The sequence below is a fragment of the Ensifer sp. 38_S197 genome, from assembly GCF_056924495.1.
On record NZ_JBXOVZ010000002.1, the window covers coordinates 1802497 to 1822861 of the forward strand.

Annotated in this window: 20 protein-coding genes and 2 tRNA genes; 9 read left to right on the forward strand and 13 right to left on the reverse strand. The window is 61.9% G+C overall.

What is annotated here, in order from left to right; genetic code table 11:
- Positions 1-153 precede the first annotated feature (153 nt).
- Positions 154-2820, forward strand: a complete 2667-nt coding sequence (gene ppdK / locus AC1Z3V_RS21765) for a pyruvate, phosphate dikinase (RefSeq protein ID WP_429807843.1) — start codon at positions 154-156, stop codon at positions 2818-2820.
- A 151-nt stretch (positions 2821-2971) separates the two neighbouring features.
- Here ppdK and AC1Z3V_RS21770 read toward each other — a convergent pair whose 3' ends face one another.
- Together AC1Z3V_RS21770 and AC1Z3V_RS21775 are read right to left on the reverse strand one after the other, a co-directional pair.
- On the reverse strand, positions 2972-3223 hold the full coding sequence (locus tag AC1Z3V_RS21770; protein ID WP_483501642.1) for a hypothetical protein: 252 nt from the start codon (positions 3221-3223) through the stop codon (positions 2972-2974).
- Positions 3224-3532: 309 nt separating this feature from the next.
- On the reverse strand, positions 3533-3916 hold the full coding sequence (locus AC1Z3V_RS21775; protein ID WP_483501644.1) for a hypothetical protein: 384 nt from the start codon (positions 3914-3916) through the stop codon (positions 3533-3535).
- Between the two features lie 265 nt (positions 3917-4181).
- Between AC1Z3V_RS21775 and AC1Z3V_RS21780 the strand changes: the two genes are divergently transcribed.
- Positions 4182-5090 carry a DUF1499 domain-containing protein gene (locus AC1Z3V_RS21780; RefSeq protein ID WP_483501645.1) on the forward strand — a complete coding sequence of 303 codons (909 nt, stop codon included), beginning with the start codon at positions 4182-4184 and terminating at the stop codon, positions 5088-5090.
- A gap of 131 nt (positions 5091-5221) precedes the next feature.
- Here the strand turns inward: AC1Z3V_RS21780 and AC1Z3V_RS21785 are convergent, their stop codons facing one another.
- Genes AC1Z3V_RS21785 through AC1Z3V_RS21795 form a run of 3 tightly spaced genes read right to left on the reverse strand, consistent with a single transcriptional unit; the run spans position 5222 to position 6914 of the window.
- Positions 5222-5674, reverse strand: coding sequence for a thiol-disulfide oxidoreductase DCC family protein (locus AC1Z3V_RS21785; RefSeq protein WP_483501646.1), 453 nt, complete (start codon positions 5672-5674; stop codon positions 5222-5224).
- A gap of 2 nt (positions 5675-5676) precedes the next feature.
- Positions 5677-6600, reverse strand: coding sequence for an MBL fold metallo-hydrolase (locus AC1Z3V_RS21790; protein WP_483501648.1), 924 nt, complete (start codon positions 6598-6600; stop codon positions 5677-5679).
- A gap of 17 nt (positions 6601-6617) precedes the next feature.
- The gene (locus AC1Z3V_RS21795) at positions 6618-6914 is read right to left on the reverse strand and encodes a cupin domain-containing protein (RefSeq protein ID WP_483501649.1); all 297 of its coding nucleotides are present in this window, start codon (positions 6912-6914) and stop codon (positions 6618-6620) included.
- A gap of 211 nt (positions 6915-7125) precedes the next feature.
- Between AC1Z3V_RS21795 and AC1Z3V_RS21800 the strand changes: the two genes are divergently transcribed.
- The 4 genes from AC1Z3V_RS21800 to AC1Z3V_RS21815 all read left to right on the forward strand — a co-directional run bounded on the left by AC1Z3V_RS21800 (position 7126) and on the right by AC1Z3V_RS21815 (position 10451).
- A tRNA-Gln gene (locus AC1Z3V_RS21800) sits at positions 7126-7200 on the forward strand.
- A 171-nt stretch (positions 7201-7371) separates the two neighbouring features.
- Positions 7372-8391 carry a hypothetical protein gene (locus tag AC1Z3V_RS21805; protein ID WP_483501650.1) on the forward strand — a complete coding sequence of 340 codons (1020 nt, stop codon included), beginning with the start codon at positions 7372-7374 and terminating at the stop codon, positions 8389-8391.
- Between the two features lie 103 nt (positions 8392-8494).
- The gene (locus AC1Z3V_RS21810; RefSeq protein ID WP_483501652.1) at positions 8495-8953 is read left to right on the forward strand and encodes a hypothetical protein; all 459 of its coding nucleotides are present in this window, start codon (positions 8495-8497) and stop codon (positions 8951-8953) included.
- 1315 nt (positions 8954-10268) lie between these two features.
- Positions 10269-10451 (forward strand): YegP family protein, encoded by a 183-nt coding sequence (locus tag AC1Z3V_RS21815; protein WP_173515864.1) that lies wholly within the window; start codon positions 10269-10271, stop codon positions 10449-10451.
- Positions 10452-10517: 66 nt separating this feature from the next.
- Here AC1Z3V_RS21815 and AC1Z3V_RS21820 read toward each other — a convergent pair whose 3' ends face one another.
- The gene (locus AC1Z3V_RS21820) at positions 10518-10955 is read right to left on the reverse strand and encodes a hypothetical protein (RefSeq protein ID WP_429807861.1); all 438 of its coding nucleotides are present in this window, start codon (positions 10953-10955) and stop codon (positions 10518-10520) included.
- 318 nt (positions 10956-11273) lie between these two features.
- Between AC1Z3V_RS21820 and AC1Z3V_RS21825 the strand changes: the two genes are divergently transcribed.
- Positions 11274-11350 (forward strand) — tRNA-Pro (locus AC1Z3V_RS21825).
- Positions 11351-11597: 247 nt separating this feature from the next.
- Positions 11598-12011 carry a hypothetical protein gene (locus AC1Z3V_RS21830; RefSeq protein ID WP_429808915.1) on the forward strand — a complete coding sequence of 138 codons (414 nt, stop codon included), beginning with the start codon at positions 11598-11600 and terminating at the stop codon, positions 12009-12011.
- A gap of 84 nt (positions 12012-12095) precedes the next feature.
- Here the strand turns inward: AC1Z3V_RS21830 and AC1Z3V_RS21835 are convergent, their stop codons facing one another.
- Entirely contained in the window at positions 12096-12344 is a 249-nt protein-coding gene (locus AC1Z3V_RS21835; RefSeq protein ID WP_483501654.1) for a hypothetical protein, read from the reverse strand.
- Between the two features lie 468 nt (positions 12345-12812).
- Here AC1Z3V_RS21835 and AC1Z3V_RS21840 point away from each other — a divergent pair, with 468 nt between their 5' ends.
- Entirely contained in the window at positions 12813-12956 is a 144-nt protein-coding gene (locus AC1Z3V_RS21840; protein ID WP_483501656.1) for a hypothetical protein, read from the forward strand.
- A 20-nt stretch (positions 12957-12976) separates the two neighbouring features.
- On the opposite strand, the gene AC1Z3V_RS21845 is transcribed toward AC1Z3V_RS21840, so the two are convergent.
- From AC1Z3V_RS21845 to betB, 6 genes are all read right to left on the reverse strand, one after another.
- Positions 12977-13171 carry a hypothetical protein gene (locus AC1Z3V_RS21845; RefSeq protein ID WP_483501657.1) on the reverse strand — a complete coding sequence of 65 codons (195 nt, stop codon included), beginning with the start codon at positions 13169-13171 and terminating at the stop codon, positions 12977-12979.
- A 137-nt stretch (positions 13172-13308) separates the two neighbouring features.
- The gene (gene cysN, locus AC1Z3V_RS21850; RefSeq protein ID WP_483501659.1) at positions 13309-14814 is read right to left on the reverse strand and encodes a sulfate adenylyltransferase subunit CysN; all 1506 of its coding nucleotides are present in this window, start codon (positions 14812-14814) and stop codon (positions 13309-13311) included.
- The gene (cysD, locus tag AC1Z3V_RS21855) at positions 14814-15767 is read right to left on the reverse strand and encodes a sulfate adenylyltransferase subunit CysD (RefSeq protein WP_483501661.1); all 954 of its coding nucleotides are present in this window, start codon (positions 15765-15767) and stop codon (positions 14814-14816) included. Before cysD ends, cysN begins: the two co-directional genes overlap by 1 nt.
- A gap of 43 nt (positions 15768-15810) precedes the next feature.
- A complete protein-coding gene (locus tag AC1Z3V_RS21860) occupies positions 15811-16569 on the reverse strand; it encodes a phosphoadenylyl-sulfate reductase (RefSeq protein WP_483501663.1) in 759 nt (252 codons plus the stop codon).
- Positions 16570-17112: 543 nt separating this feature from the next.
- Positions 17113-18762 (reverse strand): choline dehydrogenase, encoded by a 1650-nt coding sequence (gene betA, locus AC1Z3V_RS21865; protein WP_483501665.1) that lies wholly within the window; start codon positions 18760-18762, stop codon positions 17113-17115.
- Between the two features lie 139 nt (positions 18763-18901).
- Positions 18902-20365, reverse strand: a complete 1464-nt coding sequence (gene betB, locus AC1Z3V_RS21870) for a betaine-aldehyde dehydrogenase (protein ID WP_483501667.1) — start codon at positions 20363-20365, stop codon at positions 18902-18904.

A 20365-nucleotide genomic window follows, 5' to 3' on the forward strand; every position in this document is an offset into this window, starting at 1 on the left:
GTCTGATAAGACGCACGGCGCTGTAGACCGCCAATATGTTGCATTGTTACACAAAATGATGCGGTGCAGCATAATTCTTCACCGGATGCATTTTCAGCCTGAAACATATACTGTAAATCGTCATAAAAGACTGTTTCTGGGTGGAGAGCAGGTATGACGAAATGGGTATACACCTTCGGTGGGGGCAAGGCCGAGGGACGTGCAGGTGACCGCGAGCGGTTGGGTGGCAAGGGCGCAAACCTTGCCGAAATGTGCAACCTCGGCCTGCCGGTGCCGCCCGGCCTGACGATCGTCACCGATGCCTGCAACAGCTTCTTCGACAATGGCAGGCAGATGCCGGAAGGCCTGCGCGACCAAGTGCGCGAGGGCATCAGCCGGATGGAAGAGGTGACCGGACGGGTCTTCGGCGACACGACCCACCCCTTGTTGCTTTCGGTCCGCTCCGGCGCCCGGGCCTCGATGCCGGGCATGATGGATACCGTTCTCAACCTCGGCCTCAACGACCAGTCGGTGCATGCGCTTGGCCATGACGCCGGCGATGCGCGCTTTGCCTGGGACAGCTACCGCCGCTTCATCCAGATGTATGGCGATGTCGTCATGGGCGTCGACCACGATGTCTTCGAGGAGATCCTGGAAGATGAAAAGGCGCGCCTCGGCCACGAGCAGGACACGGAGCTCTCCGCCGTCGAATGGCAACACGTCATCGCCCGCTACAAGGAGGCGATCGAAGAGGCGCTGGGCGAGCCCTTCCCGCAGGATCCGGAAGTTCAGCTCTGGGGTGCGATCGGCGCTGTCTTTTCGAGCTGGATGAACCCCCGCGCGATTACCTATCGCCACCTGCACGGCATACCCGCTGCCTGGGGAACAGCGGTCAACGTCCAGGCCATGGTCTTCGGCAATCTCGGCAATTCCTCGGCAACCGGTGTCGCCTTCACCCGCAATCCCTCGACCGGCGAAAGCGAACTCTACGGCGAGTTCCTCGTCAACGCCCAGGGCGAGGACGTCGTCGCCGGCATCCGCACGCCGCAGAACATCACCGAGGCGGCCCGGATCGCCTCCGGTTCCGACAAGCCGTCGCTCGAAAAGCTGATGCCCGAGGCCTTTGCCGAGTTCCGTTCGATCTGCGATACGCTCGAGCGGCACTACCGCGACATGCAGGATCTCGAGTTCACCATCGAACGCGGCACGCTCTGGATGCTGCAGACCCGCTCGGGCAAGCGCACCGCCAAGGCGGCGCTGAAGATCGCCGTCGACATGGCGGAGGCGGGACTGATCTCCGAGCAGGAGGCCGTCGCCCGCATCGACCCCGCTTCGCTCGACCAACTGCTGCACCCGACGATCGACCCGCATGCGCGTCGCGACATCATCGGCTCCGGCCTGCCGGCTTCGCCGGGCGCCGCCACCGGCGAGATCGTCTTTACCTCCGAAGAAGCGGTTCAGGCCGACAAGGAGGGCCGCAAGGTCATCCTCGTGCGTGTCGAAACCAGCCCGGAAGACATTCACGGCATGCATGCGGCCGAAGGCATCCTGACGACGCGCGGCGGCATGACCAGCCACGCGGCCGTGGTCGCGCGCGGCATGGGCACGCCTTGTGTTTCCGGCGCCGGCAGCATCCGCGTCGATCTTCGCAACGAGCTGCTGACGGCCGGAAGCGTGACACTCCGCAAGGGCGACATCATCACGATCGACGGTTCGTCCGGTCAGGTGCTGAAGGGGTCGATCGCCATGCTGCAACCCGAGCTTTCCGGTGATTTCGGCAAGATCATGGCCTGGGCGGATGCCAGCCGCCGCATGACCGTCAGAACCAATGCCGAAACGCCAGCGGATGCGCGCGCCGCGCGCTCCTTCGGCGCCGAAGGCATCGGCCTCTGCCGCACCGAGCACATGTTCTTCGAGGACGACCGTATCAACGTCATGCGCGAGATGATCCTCGCCGACGACGAGGCTGGTCGGCGCCTGGCACTTGCCAAGCTCCTGCCGATGCAGCGCTCGGATTTCGCCGAGCTGTTCTCGATCATGCACGGCCTGCCGGTGACGATCCGTCTGCTCGACCCGCCGCTGCACGAGTTCCTGCCGAAGACCGACGGGGAAATTTCCGACGTCGCTGGCGCCCTTTCGCTCGACCCGTCGGAACTTCGCCAGCGCGTCGACGAACTGCATGAATTCAACCCGATGCTCGGTCACCGCGGGTGCCGTCTGGCGATTTCCTATCCGGAGATCGCCGAGATGCAGGCGCGCGCGATCTTCGAGGCTGCCGTCGAGGCGGCGCGCGAGACCGGCGCCGCCGTCGTCCCCGAAATCATGGTGCCGCTGGTCGGCCTCAAGGCAGAGCTCGACTACGTCAAGGAACGCATCGATGCGGTCGCCAAGGAAGTGATCGGCGAGGCCGGGATCGACATAGACTATCTCGTCGGCACCATGATCGAACTGCCGCGCGCAGCATTACGCGCCGGCGTGATCGCCGAAGCGGCCGACTTCTTCTCTTTCGGTACCAACGACCTGACGCAGACGACCTTCGGCATCTCGCGCGACGACGCCTCGCAGTTCCTGTCGACCTACCAGCAGAAGGGCATCATCGAGCAGGATCCATTCGTCTCGCTCGATTTCGACGGCGTCGGCGAGCTGATCCAGATCGCCGCCGAACGTGGACGGCGCACCAAGAACGGCCTCAAGCTCGGCATCTGCGGCGAACATGGCGGCGACCCGGCCTCGATCCGCTTCTGCGAGGACGCTGGTCTCGACTATGTCTCGTGCTCGCCCTTCCGCGTGCCGATCGCCCGCCTTGCTGCGGCCCAGGCGGCGATCAACGGCAAGGGGTAGACAGCGGCGCCGCGCGTCTCGTCGGACGCGCTCGGCCACCGCAGCATGTTGTCCTTTACCGGCAACGGTTAAGGGACCACGCAGGGGTAGACGCCCGCGAACCGGTGTCGGCATGACGGCGCCTGCTTTGCTCCGCTTGAACGAGGTTCCGTCAGCGCATGATGACGACGGGGCGGTCCCAGCCCCACATCATCATGTCGTTCTCGTAGCGGAAGGAGCGAGTCTCAGCGCGTCGGTCGAGTTCGATGCGTTGCAGGCAGGTGGCAAAGGCGTCGGTGCCGCGGCGGAAGCCGTAGGAGGCGCAGGTATTACCGTCGGCGATGCGCCGCTCTTCCGGTGTCATCGTCTGGCACGCTGTCAGCAGCAAGGCAGCCGCGACAAGGATCGTCAATCGGGTCGTCATGATCTTCGTGCCTCCAGAGTGCCGGCGCGCCGAGGCCGGATTCATTCTCGAATCGTAATTAATATAGGGTGTTGCACCGAAAATCGAAGCGAACCGCGGCAAATCTGCGGCGAGTTTCGGTTGTATGCAGACGGTGCCATGCGACCGACGGACGTGGTGCTGACGGTGGGTTTCTCGGCAGGTCTGCCGGCAGTGATGGAGGTGCAGCACCAGCGAGGGCGCTGACGGAAAGCTCTCGACGAAACGCTTCGCCGCGTTGGCGTGCAACCGCTCGCATCAAATCCGGTGGAGGGCGCCGCCGTGCGGCGATCACATGCGCTCGAGCACGCCGACGAAGGACTCGGCGAAGCGCTCCAGGTCGCGCGTGCCATCGCTCGGATGTTCGATGCGTATGGCCGTGCCCTGTTCATCAAGGCAGGCAAACAGGATCGAGGTTTCGGCGTCCGCCTCGCCGAGCCGAAGCACGGCGATACTCAGGCAGTCATCGATCAGCTCCGAGGCAGGCAATGCAAACAGAAACTCGCCGCCGGCATTGTCGGCAACAGTCCGGACGAAACCAGGGAAATCGTCTCTGTTTCCGGAAAAACCGTCGAGGGAGAGTTCCAATTCGAGGAGCCCCATCGGAATGCCGCCGTCACCCGAAGGAAGAGGGGCGGGGGTGGCAATAGCCACGGCTGCTTGCGATGCGCCCATGTCGGTTCTCCGTCGATCGCCGCGCACTCTCTCTGCCGTGCGCGGCCGTTGCCTCCGATTGAAACTCCGCGTGCCGGCCCATTCCTGGGCGCGCGCGGGCACATTCCCATGTGTTGATAGGTGGTTAACGAGAATGGCGATTTTGCGGCGAGGCCCGAGGTGCGGCCCGCGGCACGGCCGTCGACTGGCGCATTGCCTGTTTTCACGGCACGGGGCATGGTCTAAGAATGCGGTCTGTTTCGCGGCAGGGGATTGATTCAACTACATGATGATCCGATACGAGCGTCCCTATTCCTATGCCGCCCACTGGGCGCGTCGTTTCGCCCGTGTCTCCTTCGTGCTCTTCGCGCTCTCGCTGCTCGCACACCGCTTCGGGCCATTGACGACACCGCATTTCCTGGCCCTCGTCGGCCTGTCCGGCGTTTTTGCGCTGCTTGGCGTATTGCTTGCCGTCGTCGGCCTTGCCCGCCTCTGGCAGGTGGCTGCGATCGGTGGTCTCGCGTCCGCTGCAGCCCTCGTCTATGCCGCGCCGGCACTCGGTTTCATCGGTTTCGGCGCCGTGCAATATCTGACCCGCCCGGCGATCTACGATGTCAGCACCGATACGGTGACGCCGCCGCCATGGCTCAAGGTGCCGCAGACCGAAGAGAGCTGGCTGAAACGCAAGGACGCCGTGACGCCCGAGGACCGGGAAGCGCAGATCCTTGCCTATCCGGGCCTCACCGGCCGGCGCTATGATGGCGCGCTCGACCGCGTTTACCAGGGCGTGCGCACGGTCATCGAACAGAACCGCGTCGGCATCACCGAGGAGCTTGGCGTCGAAAACGCCCGCGCCGATCTCGAGGACCTGACCGTCCGGCCGAATGCCGGAGCGGAGACGACCGTCGAGCCGGAAAACGTCCCGGTGCCGGCGGCGCGGCCGGAGCTGTCGCTCGAAGGCGCGATCGCGGGACGCCGCGCCAGCGATGTCGTGCTCCAGGGCGAATGGCGCACGCTGATTGCCGGCTTTCGCTTCGATGTGTTGATCCGGCTGCGCGAAGAGGCCGAGACGACCTTCGTCGACCTGCGCGTCGCCTCCCGCTACGGTCCGCATGACCTCGGCATGGGGGCAGCCTTCGCCGATCAGTTCCTGCGGGCGCTCGATGCCGAGCTGCTCGGCATCGCCGGCGACTGATCGGCGTCGAGCCGCCGGGTAGCGTCAGTTGTTTAGGACGGCGCCGCGACCACCGAATGCGGCGGTGGGATCCCAATCGCGCCCGAGGATCTGCTGGCAGCGGCTCTGCCATTGGCCCATGATTTCCGCGTTTATGCGATGAAGCGCCCACGCTCCTCGAGCGTCGGCACCATGCAGCTCTGACGGCGCCCGGCGATGCGATAGCGATTTTTCGCAACGAGATCATAAAGCGGGTCGCGAAGGGCAGCGGGCAGAATACGGCAGACGTTCACCAGCGACCATGGCAGACCCAGCCGTGCAAGCGTTCGGATCGATCCGTCGGATTTGAATCGGGCGACGCCGTCCTCGATCAGGAGGTTGCTCTCGAAGCTGCTGGCATCGAGCCCGTAGTGCCGATAGAGCGCCTGGCCAATCGGTGACTGCGCCGTTAGATAGCGGTACTGCGCGCGCCGGTCATGGCGAAGCAGGAAACGCACCCAGCCGGAACAGAGGATGCATTCACCGTCGAAGACGATCACCGGCTTGTCATCGGCAAAGGCGGGCACAGAGGCATCGCTGCGATAGCTGTAGGCCTGCCGCCGCATGATCAGCCGGCTCCGCCGGGCGCCAGCCGGTAAGTGCCGAGGAGCGAGGGCGGCCCATCGGTCTCCACCCGTCCTTGCTCGATCAGGTCTTCGAGATGCGCAAGGACCGAGAGCGCGGCGGCCCCATGCAGCCGGACATCGGTGGAGGCATAGATGACCTTGACCATATCTGGAATCCGATTGTCGCCGGCACGGATGCGTTCGAGCACGGCGCGCTCGCGCATCTTGCGGTGGGCGCGCAAGCCCCGAAGGAAGGAAGCCGGCTCGGTCACCGGCCCGCCATGGCCGGGCAGATAGAGATGGTCGTCGCGGTAAAGCAGCTTTTCGAGCGAGGCCATGTAGTCCGCCATGGCTCCATCCGGTGGTGCGACGATCGTCGTCGCCCAGGCCATCACGTGGTCTGCGGAAAAGAGAATGCCGGTGCCATCGAGCGCGAAGGCCATGTGGTTGGTCGTATGGCCCGGAGTGGTCAGCCCCGTCAGGCTCCAGCCATCGCCCTCGATGCGCCCGCCATCGGCAAGCACGAGATCGGGGGCGAACTCCATGTCCGAGCTTTCGGCAAAGGGATTGGTTTCACCCATATGCAGGGGGCGGGCGGAGCGGTGCGGGCCTTCGCCCACGATCAGCGCGCCGGTTGCTGCCTTCAGCCGGCGCGCGAGCGGCGAGTGGTCGCGATGCGTATGGCTGACGGCGATGTGAGTGACCTCGCGGCCGGCAAGGGCCGCCATCAGCGCCTGAAAATGTGCCTCGTCGTCCGGGCCGGGGTCGATGACGGCAACGGAGCGCTTGCCGACGATGTAGCTGTTGGTGCCGTGGAAGGTGAAGGGGCCGGGATTGTTGACGGTGATGCGCTGCACGTCGTCCGCCACCGTCACGGCCTCGCCATGGGCCGGTTGGAAATCGAGATCGAAGTCGGGCCCCTGCATGCGTCTCTTCCTGGCTTTCACTTGTACTCGATCTCGATGAACGACATCGGCTCGCTGCCGGCATTGACGACATTGTGCGCCACGCCCGCCTCGCGGCGATAGGCGGCCCCCTTGGCGATATCGACGCGGCGGCTGCCCGTTTCTTCTTCGAGCAGGAACTGGCAATCGGTCATCGGCACGACGACATAGCCGAGGCCGTGCACATGATGGCCCGTATCGGCGCCGGGCTCGAAATCCCAGCGGGTGATCCTGACAACCGCGTCATCGACGAGCACGCTCGGAACGGCAGGGGGACGGGCGCGAAACTGGCTCATGGCATTCTCCATTCGCCGGGACAATAGGAGGTGCGGTCGGCGAAGGGAAGGGTGCATGCACGAGCCATGTGAGGGAGCCGGACGGCCTTTTGCACAAGGCGCAACAAATCCGCCGAAAATTCAACTTAGTGCCAACTTAGTGATTGTGACCGGCGGCGAGCTTTGATAATCAGGCGCTCGATTTGGCGGACGTATCGTCCCGTCAATCCGTTGGGGCGTCGCCAAGCGGTAAGGCACCGGTTTTTGGTACCGGCATTCCCAGGTTCGAATCCTGGCGCCCCAGCCAATCTAATTTTTATCAATAAAAACAGCCGATTAGGCAACGTTAGAAAACGCTAAGTGTTACAGCTTTGCGCATCATCCACACGTATCATTTGGCGCGGCTAGATTTTCATTGCGCCGTGACTCGCCTTGAACGACATTCGACGGCCAGTGCTGAACGGTTGGTTGCGGGGCGATGGACAAGAGCGGTTCGGAAAAGCGTCGGATTGATCGTATAAGAGACTCTGCTGGTAGCTTTACCATCGGCGACGAAAGCGACGGTGCGGTCAAGTCAATGGCGACCATCGGCGGTGGCCTTTTCGTGATCAAAGACAAGGCGATCTACAAAGTTGCCATGGCCGACGACATTGATCCGACCAGGACCAGAGAAGACATTCCGAACACGGTGCAGAAGGTCTTCGATGTGGGAGCGGCCGATGAGATCGTTATTAGAACGCTTCTGACTGGCACCGAGCTTTTTAAGAAAGATCGCCTCTTAGAAACGATCGACCACGAAGCGGCACTCAATTGCGTTTTTGAAATTCTGCGGGATCTCGCGGCAGCCTTCGACATTTCTCGTGAGGTGGACGCCTTCCTAACGAAAGCCAGAGGCAACCAAATCAAGCCCAACGCGGGTGCTGTCGCACTGCCGTCGTTTCCCGCCCTGCATGCGCAAACGAAGAACTTCATCCAGAAACTTGATCACGCGATGCAGGGCATTTTCAACCTCAGCTGCGTCTTTTACGGCGAGGCAAATCTTCGCAAGGCTGGTAAGTGGCTGGATGGGCTTGCTAATCACCTCGCAAGCACGCTGCCGCACGATAAAGATTTCACCGGATTTGCCGGAGAACTTGCCAACCTTGGCAAGATGGTCAGGAACAACAGGCACTGCATCGAACACCCAAAACCAAAACAACGCATCGAATTACACGACTATAAAATAACCGCCTCCCGGCAGTTGGATGAGCCATCCATAGCAGTAATACATGATGAGACGCCTTTCGATCCGACGCCAATTGATCAATTCATGCATTACTTTAACGAACAGGCTCTAGCCGGGACCGAGTTGTTGATGGTGTTCCTCGCCGGTCATCACATTGCGCCATTTGGGCAATTCAACATCGGGGTGGGTGAGATCCCCGAGAAGCAAAGACGAGACGGTGTTCGTTTCGGCTATCTTATCGAGATGGGCGGAGCGGTCCATCGTCTAGGATGACATTCGCAAGCCCTGCGCATTCGTGAAAGCTATGACAAGACGGACGCTAAACAACCAAGCACTCCGAATAGACGCTGGTTTGTAGACAAAAAACGGAGCAAATATGTGGACAGACCAAGCCGCCAACTTCGCCACGGTAATCGGAACCATTGTTGCGGTTCTGCTCTTCGTGGGAGGTGTCTGGCGCTACTTGCGGCGCGGTCCCAAGCTATTCATTGAGATAATCTCGCCTCGCAACAATCGAAAGAACCGAGCGGCTACAGACCGGATAATCACTGTATCAGTTTCGAATCATGGCGATGAGCCCGCACTTGTCTCAAAACTTCGCCTTCGAACGCTCAAGCCGCGAATGCTGCTTCGCCGCGATGTAACGAATGAGGCATTGTTTGATGATTCAACGCCGTGGTCTCCGTCGTTCAAGTTGCTATCCGGTGACGTGAAGAGCTACGATCTTAATTTCTTTGAGGGGTGGACGAAGAGCGGCAATCCTGCTGAGAGGATTGAAGTAGCCGTGTTTTTGAGAGGGGTTAAGAAGCCCGTTGTGGCTTCGGTCCTGCCGTAGAAACCTCGATCTTCTCGGTGCGTCTGGCGCTTGATCGTCCACAGGACTACCCATATACTCGCCACTGCTAGCCGGGAGCGCTAACTCCCAAGGCCCGTTTGCCTTAGCCTACGAAATTAACCCGGACGGTCACTGACCAGCTCGTCCGGCGAAATGAAAAGGCCCGCCGTGATTGGCGGGCCTTCTGCATTCGTAGACTAAGACGGCTTATGCCGTTGGCGATTTCCATGAAGGCTCGCGCCTCAGCGCGCGCTCGGTCCTTTTCCTCGACGGTTCGCCTCTGCGGCCACAAGGCGGGAGAGGTCGGGGGACATCTACGAGACCCCGCGCCGGGCGATTTCTTGTTTAGGGCCGTCTTTACCAGCGGCTATGGGATGACCTGCTGTCGCTGTTTTCTTCGAGAATAGCGATCTTCCCTTTCTGTCCAAGCCGGCCTGTTGATCGATCTGGAAACGGGAGGCGAAGTGTTCAAGGGAATTGGAAGGCTGGGCTGACCATTGCTCTGGCCTCCCCCTCCATGACCACGCGGGCCTACCCCGCTGGACTTGGCAATGGCACGCGAATTTAAGCTTGTGCCAAGCAGTAGGGTTATCGTTGGAGGGGTTACAGCGGCAAAACGCCCGGCCTTCATAAGAAAGTTTCGGCGGGCTTCAGCTTCTGATGTCAGTTCTTCGGGGGCATTTTCTAATGCTTTTGTATTATCTTTCGACATGATCCACCTAATTATACTTAAGTTAGAATAACGTGCATATATTATCAGTCATATTCACAAACGCAATTGGCTATTTTTCGCAGTAATACTTCAAGAATTCAGGGAGAGAGTTTTGTTCAAGGGAACGATCGTGATTCGGCGCTCGATATAGATCGGATCACGGCGTGCCTGTTTATGGAGCGTGAAAAGCCGTCTGGTACCCCGCAGAAAACGACCGGCAAGACGCAGCGGGGGCAGCAATACCAAAAGCAGTTCCTGGGGAGGCGGTGCACGCCAGTCGGCGCAGCTTCGATAATCTCGAGAAATTCAGCGACGACAGCGTGCTTTTGCTTGGTCGCTTCTGTATGGCTGCCGGCGCCGAGAGACTCTGCAGGGGCGTCTCGCCTATCGCCTTGGCCAGTTCACGCGGCACCGGGACAGACATCTCTAACCGCCGCTATCCATCTGCTCAAGGTGGCTGGGGGCTCCAGGCACTGCAGCGACGTTCTTCCAATCATCCGATCCGAAGCGGCCCAGCGCGCGCCGACTCTACTTGTTCTCTTGTCAAGTGACGCTGCAACTGACACGCTAACCGCGGTGATTCCTACTTGTATGAGGGAGAAGATGGCTCACAAATTCGAAATCTACAAAGACAAGGCTGGTGAATACCGGGTTCGCTTCAAGTACAACAGCGAAGTGATGTTCTCGACCGAAGGCTACAAGACCAAGGCCAGCGCGCAGAACGCCATCGACTCAATCAAGAAGAACGGTCCCGACGCGCCCGTCGAGGACAACAGCACCAGCTGAGTTCGACCAGACTCTTCTAGAAGAAACCCGCCGATTTTCACCGGCGGGTTTTTTGTTTCCTGGAGCTTAGCCTGCGGTTGCCGCCGGCTTGGTCTGGGCCGGGGCGCCCAGGAACTCTTCGCACCAGCTCGGGCCATCGGCACGCTTGTGGTCGCCGGCAATGCGGATCGAGCGGATGACATAGTCGGACGAGACGGTGAGCTGGACCGAGCAGCTCAGATACTCCGTGCGGGCCGAGGCGATGCGCTTGCCGCGCTTGCCGTCCTTGGTGGTCTCGTACTGCGCCGGAACCTTGCGGGTCTTGTAGCCGCCCTTCCAGCTGTAGACGGTGGAGCTGCCGCTTTCGACGTCGGAGATCGGCGGACCATATTGAGCGAAGAAGCCGCCGGCAGGTTGACCCAGCCAACGGGCCTCGACCGCGTTCTTGCTGATCCCAGTCGTTGTCGTCGTGCAGCCGGCAAGCACGAGCGCAAGGCCCGCCACCGTCATCATGCGGAAGTTCATGTTTCTGTCCCTTTGGCTCTCGTTCTGAAATAGGCATGGCGCGGAAGCCCGTATCCCCTGGGTTTCCACGCTTTCCGTTGTGCCTCTAGCGCCAAACCAGGCGAAAGGAAATCCGTGCCGCGCCTTGCATTTCAGGAAAATATGAAGCGTTGCACAAAGTCCCTATCGGGCAGGTCTTCAGGCACCGCTGGCCCTCGGTAAACGGCAATTTCCGCACGAGTTTTCCACCGTCACAAATTTTTTGAAAAAGGTGCAAGGTTTTTCGAGATAGGCGCTTGTGAAATCAAAATGCCTGTTCTATAGAGGCGCCGCTGGTCACGGAGTGTAGCGCAGTCTGGTAGCGCACCACGTTCGGGACGTGGGGGTCGCAAGTTCGAATCTTGCCACTCCGACCAGCCAAATCAATCCCTTAGACATTTGCTTTGATGTACTCCGCCCCTGGCGGCGGACCGATTGCGCTTGATCTTTGCCCCTCGTTCGGCGTCGATCCTTACCCTCTCACCCGCCAGCCTCGGCCGTTCGTCGCTTCTTCCAAGCCGTTTGTCGAATAGCCGTGTATTGGCGCCTGGGTCGACCTGTCTGCACGCAAGCGAAGGTTCTAGGTTCCCGTCATTCGATCAATGACGAGGAACGGGAATGTCGATCAAGCACCTATCCATTGCGGCGATTTTGCTTATGGCCGGCCATTCGGTGGCAGTTGCGCAGAGTTGCGAGAAGAATTTCAAGGCCTCGGGCGTGCCGCTGGTGACGCCGGTCTATTACAAGACCTGGCAGGAGTTTCCGAAGCTGAAGCCCGAGACCGCGTTGCAGCGGATGGCACGGGGGGTCGCCGCGGAAGGGTTTTCGGGGATCGAGGTCAACAAGTCGCTGGGCACCATCGAGGCCTATCAGGATACCGCCGGCTCCGGACGGCTGCAGACGCTGCGCGTCGTTGCCCGCAAGCGTGGTTCAGGCACGAGGGTTGATGCGATGTTCGATATTCAGGTGGGGCAGGTGGCCACCAAACAGGTGGTGCAGGAGGGGCTCTGCAACATCATCCGCGCCGCAGTCGAGTAAGGACCAGGCGGGCGCGGCGCACAGGTAGGGGCAGGAGAGCGTTTCCATCATCGATATGGGAACCGCTACGTCCGCGTGTCAGAGCTACCTCTCGATCGCCTTTAGCGCAGATTGCGCAGCGGCCTGCGCTTGCAGCATCGACGTGAAATTGCCCTGGGCGGGATAGGTGACGCCGCGATACGTGATGACGAAGCACCATTTGCCGTCGATACGTTTCTCGACCTTCACGGTGGTTTCCGGTTGCTTGTCCGTGCTCACCTTCTCGTCTCCCTGATTCGGCGCATCGTTGCGCGAGAGTCGTCCAGATACGCCGGAGAGGTCGGTTCTGTCCATCGGTACCGCCGTGTCAGATACATGGACCGCTGTGCGGAGGGAGGCCCGGGAAACTGTGCGTGCCGGGCGCATCCCCGCTGCCGGCTCACGGTCAGGCGGACTGTCCCACGACGTCCAGAAACGGTGAAACAGTCCTATCGATCCTCATGATCGACGCGCCAACTTACGAATGCGCAGACGGATGAAAAGGTGCGATCTGTGCGATTTCGGGTCAGGGTGAAGCGATTGCCTGCCCTGTCCCGTTTTGGGACGGTGTGGGCTCCAGGGCGTCACGGCAGCCTGCTGCAGACAAGCGGGTCGGGGGCCCGTGTCAGCCGGCCCTCCACCCGGGCGATTCCCTCTTACGCGAGCGATGCGCGCCGTTTTATTGTTCACTTTGAAACGACCTGTTCACGGAATGGCGTCTTATCAACGTGAACAATCAGGGCGATATTCCCCTCAACACTTGTTCTTGCCCGAGAGGCTCAGATGTTGAAGGAACCGATCTTCACCTTTCGCGAGATCGCCATATGGACTGCCATCCTTGGCAGCGTCGTCGGCTATCAACTTTGGCAGCACGTCGAGCCTGCGCCGTTGACGATGGTCCTTCCGGCGATCGAGCAGCAGCTTTGATGATGAATGCCGGCAGGGCATCACTCCTCCGGCATGCCGTTGCGCCGGGCCGCCTGCAATAGGTCGATTTCGCCAGCGGCCGGACCGAACTGGTCCTCCAGTCGGTCGGCCTCCTCCGCATCGAGCCGATATTTCCGCGCAAATGCCTGGATCGATATCATGCGCCCGCGAAAGCCTTTCAGCCGCGCATCTTCGCCTTGATGTTCCGTCTTCATGGTGCTTCTCCCATGCAGCATGGAGATAGGGCGGAAGATCAGGTTGCAAAGGCCAAGGCGTCCGGGAGCGGTCGCCGTTCCTGCAACAAAAAAAGGGCCTCGACCGGGCCCCTTTTTCTATCTGTTGCGGCTGTCGGTCAGCCGTCGATGTTGTCGATGATCTCGATTGCCTTGCCGGCGCTTACGCGTCGGACTTCGGCCTCCTCACGGCGGCCTGAGAACAGTTCGGTCGCCATCAACTGATCGGCGAGGTCGGCCGGCAGCGAGAGGATGACGCGGGCGTCTTCCGTGTGAATGCCGCCGAGCGCCGAACGCTTAGCCGTGATCATGCCACCGGCCACCGTGTTGTTGGTGTCCGGGTCGATCAGGATGAAGGCGCCGGTGGTGCGGTTCTGCTCGTAGGTGTCGAAGATCGCCTGCTCGTCGAAGGCGAGATGCACCTTGCCGATGGCGTTCATCGGCAGTTGCTCCGCATGGTTCCACTTGCCGGTCTTGAGGTCGAGCTGGCTGATGGGCTGGACCTGGACGCGCTGGCGGCGGCTGCCGCTCTTCAGCCAGTAGCGCTTGCCCGGCTGGATGCCTTCCGGCTGCAGGGCAACGAGCTGTGCGTCGAAGGCAAGGCCGGTCAGCGGCTGGCTGTCGATCGCCACGATCATGTCGCCGCGCGACACGTCGACCTGCCGGTCGAGCACGAGCGTGATCGCGTCACCGGCAACGGCGGCGTTACGCACGAGGTCGAAGGTGACGATCTTGGTCACGTTGGCGACCATCCCGGAGGGCAGGATGACGACGCTGTCGCCGGGCTTCACCGAACCGCCGGCAACCGTGCCCTGATAGCCGCGGAAGCTTTCGCCTGGGCGTGAAACGCGCTGTACCGGCAGGCGGAAACCGACGGTCTGGGCCGAGCGTGTCGTTGCCAGTTCCAGCACCTCGATCAGCGTCGGGCCTTCGTACCACGGCATGGAGGCGCTGCCGTCATAGACGACGTTTTCGCCCTTCAGTGCCGAGACCGGAATGGCCGTGACCTGGCGCACGCCGAGCGACAGCGCCAATTCCTTGAATTCGTGGCTGATCTGCTCGAAGCGGGCGCGGTCGTAGTCGGTCAGGTCGATCTTGTTGACCGCCAGTACGAACTGCTTGATGCCCATCAGCGTCGCGATCGTCGCATGCCGGCGGGTCTGCTCGAGCAGGCCGACACGGGCGTCTACGAGCAGAACGGCGAGGTCGGCGGTCGAGGCGCCGGTTGCCATGTTGCGGGTATATTGCTCGTGGCCGGGCGTGTCGGCGACGATGAAGGAGCGCTTGTCGGTCGAGAAATAGCGATAGGCGACATCAATGGTGATGCCCTGTTCGCGCTCGGCCTGCAGGCCGTCGAGCAGCAGCGCGAAGTCGGGCAGGCCGAGATCGTTCTGCTTGCCGTTGGAATCGCGCTGCAGCGTCGCCGCCTGGTCTTCCTTGACCGCCTTGGTGTCCCAGAGCAGGCGGCCGATCAGGGTCGACTTGCCGTCGTCGACCGAGCCGCAGGTGATCAGGCGAAGCGGGCGGCTGTCACGGGTGGCGCGCGCCAATTCCTGCGCCGGGAAGGCGAGGACTTCGCCGGCAGCAACGTCCTGAACGGCATTCGCGGTTGCGGGTGCAGTCATCAGAAATATCCTTCGCGTTTCTTCTTTTCCATCGAGCCGGACTGGTCGCGGTCGATGGCGCGGCCCTGGCGTTCGGAAACGGTCGCGGTTTCGAGTTCGGAGATGATGTCGTCGAGCGTCGTGGCGTTCGAGCGGATTGCGCCGGTCAGCGGGAAGCAACCGAGCGTGCGGAAGCGGATCACTTCTTCGCGCTTGGTCTCGCCCGGCAGCAGTTCGAGGCGCGGATCCTCGGCAAGGATCATCATGCCGTCGCGTTCGACGATGGGGCGCTTCTCGGCGAAATAAAGCGGTACGATCGGAATGTCCTCGGCATGGATGTAGCGCCAGATGTCGACTTCCGTCCAGTTGGACAGCGGGAAGGCGCGCACGCTTTCACCCTTGCGGATCATGCCGTTGTAGACGTTCCAGAGTTCCGGGCGCTGGTTGCGTGGATCCCAGCGATGGTCAGGCGTGCGGAACGAATAGATGCGCTCCTTGGCGCGGCTCGCCTCCTCGTCGCGCCGCGCGCCGCCGAAGGCCGCATCGAACTGGCCGGCGTCGAGCGCCTGGCGCAGCGCTTCGGTCTTCATTATGTCGGTATAGAGCGCCGAACCGTGGCTGAACGGCGTGACGTTCTCGGCAGCACCCCGTGGGTTGATATGCTCGATCAGGTCGAGATCGTAGCGCTCGACGATCTCATCGCGGAACGCGATCATCTCGGCGAACTTCCAGCCGGTGTTGACGTGCAACAGCGGGAAGGGCACGCGGCCGGGGTAAAAGGCCTTGCGCGCCAGATGCAAGAGCACCGAGGAATCCTTGCCGATCGAATAGAGCATCACCGGGCGCTCGAACTCGGCCGCCACTTCGCGGAAGATGTGGATCGCCTCGTTTTCCAGCGCCTTCAGATGCGGGTCGAGCGGCGGCTTGGTGCTCTGCGGGTTATGCAGTTCCGTTTCCGGATGGATATGGGGCATTTCAGTCTCCGGGAGGATTTGTCTTCAGAAGAGCGCGCCAGCCTCAGGCGGCGCTGCTCGAATTCGGGATGATGGAACTTGCGGCGGCTTCCGGAACGTGCAGACCACATTCGCGCTTCTCGTCGTTCTCCCACCACCAGCGACCAGCGCGCTCCGGCTCGCCGGGTTTGATGGCGCGGGTGCAGGGCTCGCAGCCGATCGACGGATAGCCGCGCGCGTGCAACGGGTTCACCGGAACGGCATTGGCGGCGACGTATGCGCGAATGGTCTCGATGTCCCAGTCTGCCAGCGGGTTGACCTTGATGAGGCCACGGTCGAGATCGGCCTCGGCAAACGGGGTCGAGGCGCGATTGCCGGACTGTCCGCGGCGCAGGCCGGTGATCCAGAAGGTTGCCCCTTCGAGCGCGCGCGCAAGCGGCTTCAGCTTGCGCACGTCACAACAGGCATGCCGGGCTTCGACGCTCTCATAGAAGCCGTTGAGGCCGTACCGCGCCGCATAGGCGTCGATGTCGGCCTGCTCCGGATGATAGCGCTTGATCAGGATGCCGTAAGTTTCTTCGGTCTTGTCGATGAGGGCGACCGTCTCGTTAAACAGGCGACCGGTCTCCAGCGTTGCGACATCGACGGAAAGCTTTTCGTTGCCGATGACCGCGGTGATCACCTGATCCTCAATGCCGAGCGAAGTCGTGAAGACCGCACGCCCGTCAAGGCTTGCGACAAGCGCCAGCCGCCCGGCGAGATCCAGGCCTTCGAGCGTCTCGTTCAGTGCCTTGGCGGTGGTTTCGAGGGATGACGTGGTCATGGCTGCGTCCTGTTCCAACTTGGTCGGAATATCGCAGCCCAATGCGGCAATGGACAGAAATAGCGGTTTCTAATGCTCTTTGTTTGGAGCAAATCTGCCTCTCAGAACGAAAGGCAGCGAAAAACCGAATATAGACTAGTAAATTACTAGATTTTATACTTTAATTGCGGCCATGGAGTCGTGTAACGAGAGAAGGCGCGCCCCAGGCGGTTCGTGCCTTCTCTGCACCGACCGTCAGAATTCGGCCCAGCCGTCCTGCTGCGGCTGCCCAGTGCCGCGATAGGCGCTGGCGCTCGGTGCGTTAAACGCGCTTTCGGTTCGCATAAGCCTTGGCCGGTCTGCCGCCATGCAGGCGGAATAATCGCGCTGCGCCTGCGTGTGCGGGCGCAGGCCTCCTTCACCCTATGGCTCGGTGCGTTGCTCGCCGGCCGCTGGATCGGCTTCGTCGGATAGCCGTCCGAAGCAATTCCAGTGACAAGGCGTCCGGAATTGCGCCTCCTCGATAAGCTGGATCACCTCAACTCGGCGAGCCGGCGAAGTGACCTAGCGATCGCTCACCTGCCAACGCGGGTTGATCCACGGCTCCTGGTTGGAGCGGGCGAGCGGCTGCTTTCCGAGAATGTGGTCGGCCGCCTTTTCGCCGGTCATGATCGAAGGGCTGTTGAGATTGCCATAGGTCACGTGCGGGAAGATCGAGCTGTCGGCGACGCGCAGGCCATCGACGCCGATGACGCGGGTTTCCGGATCGACGACTGCCATCGGATCGTCCTTCGCACCCATCCGGCAAGTGCCGCAGGGGTGATAGGCGCTTTCCAGGTGCTCGCGCAGGAACGCGTCGATCTCTTCGTCCGACTGCACGTTCTCGCCCGGCTGGATCTCCGGACCGCGATAGTGGTCGAAGGCCTTCTGGCTGAAGATCTCGCGGGTCAGGCGCACGCAGTGGCGGAACTTCTCCCAGTCCTCCGGGTGGCTCATATAGTTGAAGCGGATGACCGGATCGGCCATCGGGTCGGAGGAGCGCAGCGAGACGTTGCCGCGCGACTTCGAGAGGTTGTAGCCCACATGCACCTGGAAGCCGTGCGTATTGGCGGCGGCCTTGCCATCATAGCTGATCGCCACCGGCAGGAAGTGGTACTGAATGTCTGGCTGCTTGACCCCGGGGGCGGAGCGCAGGAAGGCGCAGGCCTCGAACTGGTTGGAAATGCCAAGGCCCTTCTTGAAGAACAGCCACTGCGCACCGGCGACGCCCTGCCAGAACCAGGGCAGCCAGGAATAGAGCGACACCGGCTTGGTCGAGACCTGCTGGAAATAGAATTCCATATGGTCCTGCAGGTTCTGCCCGACGCCCGGCCGGTCGACCTTCACCTCGATGCCCATGTCCTTGAGGTGCTCGGCCGGGCCGATGCCCGAGAGCATCAGCAGTTTCGGCGAGTTGAACGAGGACGCCGAGACGACGACTTCGCGGTTCGCCTTCACGACCTCGATCTTGCCGCCGCGTTCGATCTCGACGCCGGTCGCCCGGCCGTTCTCAAGGATGATCCGGCGAGCGAAGCAGCGCACCAGCGAGACGTTCTGCCGCTTCATCGCCGGCTTCAGATAGGCGTTTGCCGCCGACCAGCGCCGGCCCTGCCAGACGGTCTGCTCCATCAGCCCGAAACCTTCCTGCTTCGAGCCGTTATAATCGTCGGTGAGCTCGAAGCCCGCCTGCTCTCCGGCCTTGATGAAGGCGTGGAACAGCGGGTTGTGAACCGGCCCGCGCTTGACGTGCAGCGGCCCGTCGGTGCCGCGCCAGCCGGCTTCGCCACCATGTGAATGCTCCATGCGCTTGAAGTAGGGCAGCACGTCCGCATAGGCCCAGCCGCGCGCGCCGAGCTCCTCCCAGCGGTTGAAGTCTTCCGCGTGGCCGCGCACATAGACGAGACCGTTGATCGAGGACGAGCCGCCGATCACCTTGCCGCGCGGCGCAGTGATGCGCCGGTTGTTGAGGTTCGGCTCGGGCTCGGAGAGATAGCCCCAATTGTAGCGCTTCATGCTCATCGGCCAGGCAAGCGCCGCCGGCATCTGGATGAAGGGACCGACGTCCGAGCCGCCATATTCCAGCACCATGACGGTATTCTTGCCGTCTTCGGAAAGGCGATAGGCGAGCGCGGAGCCGGCGGAGCCGGAGCCGATGATTATGTAATCTGCCTGCATAAGCGTGGTCTTTCTTCTAGCTGAATGCCCCTCGGCATGCCCATCATCCGCGCGGGTGATGGGATGTGCCCCTCATCTGCCTGCCGGCACCTTCTCCCCGCCTGCGGGGAGAAGGCTAGGGTGAGGGCAAACCCCAATCTCAATACGGCGACTGCACCGGCCCCATGCCGACATAGACGGTCTTCAGCTCGCTGTAGTGGTTGAGCGCGGCGACCGAATTCTCACGGCCGAAGCCGGACTGCTTCGAACCGCCGAAGGGGATCTCCACCGGGCAGAGATTGTAGGTGTTGATCCACAGCGTGCCGGCCTCGAGCTGATCGACGACGCGGTGCGCGCGGGTGATATCGGCGGTGAAGACGCCTGCCGAAAGGCCGAATTCGGTCGCATTGGCTCGCGCGATCACCTCGGCCTCGTCGTCGAAGTCGAGCACGCACATCACGGGCCCGAAGATCTCCTCGCGGGCGATCGTCATGTCGTCGGTGACATCGGCAAAGACCGTCGGCTGGATATAGGTGCCGTCTGCGTTGACGGCATTCGGAATGCCGCCGCCAGTCACGAGCCGCGCGCCTTCGGCCTTGCCCTTCTCGATATAGGAAAAGACCTTGTCGCGCTGCGGCATGGAAACCATCGGCCCGAGCTGCGTCGCCTCATCCATCGGGTCGCCGATGACGATCGCCTCGGTGCGGGCTTTGAGCCGCGTCAGGAACTGCTCCTTGATGCCCTTCTGGACGAAGACGCGGGTGCCGTTGGAGCAGACCTGTCCGGTCGAATAGAAATTGCCGAGCATGGCGCCGCCGATGGCACTTTCGAGATCGGCATCGTCGAAGACGATCAGCGGCGACTTGCCGCCGAGTTCCATGGTGACGTGTTTGAGTTCGGCGGCGGCCGCACCCGCCACTTTCTTGCCCGTCGGCACCGACCCAGTCAGCGACACCTTGGCGACGTCAGGATGGTTGACGAGCAGCGGACCGGTCGTGCGGTCGCCCTGGATGACGTTGTAGAGGCCCTTCGGCAGGCCCGCTTCGATCAGGATTTCAGCGATCTTCAGGGCGCCGAGCGGGGTGTTCTCCGAAGGCTTGAAGACCATGGCATTGCCGGCGGCAAGCGCCGGTGCGCCCTTCCAGCAGGCGATCTGCTGCGGATAGTTCCAGGCGCCGATGCCGACGCAGACGCCGAGCGGCACGCGCTTGGTATAGGCAAAGTCGCCGCCGAGCGGGATATAATCACCGTTGAGCGCGGTGGCGATGACACCGCCGAAGAATTCGAAGCTGTCGGCGCCCGATGTCGGATCGGCGACGATCGTCTCCTGGATCGGCTTGCCGGTGTCTAACGTCTCAAGCTCGGAGAGCTCGCGGTTGCGCTCGCGCATGATCTCGGCCGCGCGCTTGAGGATCCGGCCGCGGGCCGTCGGGCTCATCGCCGCCCATTCCGGCTGGGCGCGCTTGGCCGCGGCGATCGCCTTCTCGACGATCGCGGGCGTTGCCGCATGGAGGCGCGCGATCACTTCGCCGGTCGCCGGATAGATGCTCTCGATGACGGTGCCGGCGATGTCCTCGACATATTCGCCGTCGATGAAATGCGAGGCTTGCGGTTGGGCTTTCAT